2 protein-coding genes are annotated in these 1,801 nt (G+C 75.0%); both read right to left on the bottom strand.

Translation table 11 applies throughout. The annotated features are described in order from the left end of the window. Nucleotides 1-184: 4Fe-4S domain-containing protein (locus J0670_RS39765; RefSeq protein WP_307806864.1), on the bottom strand; the 184-nt coding region annotated here is incomplete at its 3' end. Nucleotides 185-219: 35 nt separating this feature from the next. Then, entirely contained in the window at nt 220-1,428 is a 1,209-nt protein-coding gene (locus J0670_RS37170) for a cytochrome P450 (RefSeq protein WP_207817192.1), read from the bottom strand. Between the last annotated feature and the right edge of the window lie 373 nt (nt 1,429-1,801).

Raw genomic sequence — 1,801 nt, 5'->3', positions numbered from 1 at the left:
CCGGGTGCAGGCGCAGCGCCGAGACCGGGCACCTGGCGGCCGCCTCGCGGGCCTGGTGCGCCGCCGCCGCGACGGGCTCGGCGGCGAGCACGACGACCTGCCCGTCCTCGTCCTGGTCGAACACCAGCGGCGCGGTCAGCGCGCACTGCCCCGACGACACGCACCGCGAGGTGTCCGCGGTCACCCGTACGGCAGGCGGCCCGTGCCGCCGCTCCGCGCTCACCACAGGACCGGGACCTCGCCGATGCCGCCCGCCAGCCGTTCGGACTGGTCGCGCAGGCTGCGCGCGTCCACCGCCAGCCGCAGGCCGGGGAAGCGCCGGAACAGCGCGGTCAGCGCGATCCGCAGCTCGGTGCGGGCCAGCGCGTTGCCGATGCAGTAGTGGCCGCCGTACCCGAAGGCGAGGTGCGCGTTGGGGGAACGCGACGGGTCGAAGGCCTCCGGCTCCTCGAACGCCCGTCCGTCCCGGTTCGCGGCGTTGATCGCCACCAGCACCGCCTCGCCCCGCGCGACCGCGGTCCCCGCGACGGTGACGTCCTCGCGGGCGTAGCGGGTCAGGCCCAGGGCGCCGGGCGCGGCCATCCGCAGGACCTCCTCCACGGTGGCGCGGGCCGATCCCTCGGGGTCGGCGGCAAAGCGGTCCCGCCGGGCGGTGTCGCTCAGCAGGAACAGGGCTCCCAGGTCGATCCGGGTCGATGTCGTCTCGTGGCCCGCGAACAGCAGCCCCACCGCCAGGCGGGTCATCTCCTCCTCGGTGAACGAGGGGTCCTGCGCCTGCACGGCCAGGATGTCGCTGAACACGTCCTGCCCCGGCTGCTTGCGCTTCTCCACGGCGACGGCGGCCACGTACGCCTCGAACTCGGCCATGGCCGCGGCTCCGTCGGCCCCGCCGTACAGCGCGGCGATCCGCTCCGACCAGCCGCGCAGCAGGTCCCGGTCCGCGACCGGCACGCCCAGCAGCTCGCAGATCACCATCACCGGCAGCGGGAACGACAGGTGGTCGTGCAGGTTGACGGGGCGTCGCGGATCCCGCGAACGCTCCTTCTCCATCGCGTCCAGGCAGGACGCGGCGAGTTCCCCGATCCGCTCCCCCAGCCGGCGCATCCGCGGCGCGCTGAACGCGGGCGCCAGCATCCGGCGCATCCGCGCGTGCTCGCGGTCCTCTTCCTCGGACGTGCCGGCGGGGCGCGTGTGCAGCGCCGAGGCCGAGATCCTCGGGGCGCCCTCGGTGTCGGGGCGCTGCCGGGAGAACCGGGTGTCGCTCAGGACCTCCCGGGCTTCCTCGTAGCGGGTCACCAGCCAGGCCGGGTCGCCGGCGGGTGTCGTCACCCGTGCGATCGGGCCTTCCTCGCGCAGGCGCGAGAGCAGGGGCGCCAGGTCCAGGGCGTTGGGGCGCTCGAAGGGTAACCGGGGTGCGGGTGCGGTCATGGGTCTCTCCTCGCCGGCCGAAGGCCACAAGAGCGGTGGACGCTCGGCAGAGCAGCTCTCGCCCGAACGTGCGGTCCGGGGCCGGCCGGCGAACGGTGTCCCGGGCCGGCAAGTGAGAGTTGACTCTCCTTTCCTGGGAGCGTAACACCGTCGGCACGCACAGTCAGCCACTCGGAGCCGTCGGCCTGTTCGGCGCTGGGGCGAAGCCGGAGGCGTGGGCTCGGGCGTCGTCGGCGTCGTCGTCGTCGGCGGCGGCGGCGGCGGCGGCGGCCGAGGGTGGCTGCGCAGGTGACGACGGGCTCTGGTCCGCTGCGCGGGGCCCCGGCTCCACTCGTCGGGCCCCCTTGGAGTCGATCATCTAGGCTGACGCGGT

This window comes from Streptomyces sp. FH025 (assembly GCF_017427025.1).
Taxonomy (GTDB): domain Bacteria; phylum Actinomycetota; class Actinomycetes; order Streptomycetales; family Streptomycetaceae; genus Kitasatospora.
This window is presented reverse-complemented; position numbering and strand designations above follow the sequence as displayed.

Excerpts from the sequence above, each read along its gene's own strand:
- J0670_RS37170 (WP_207817192.1), bottom strand. The coding sequence starts at position 1,428 with ATGACCGCACCCGCACCCCGGTTACCCTTCGAGCGCCCCAACGCCCTG.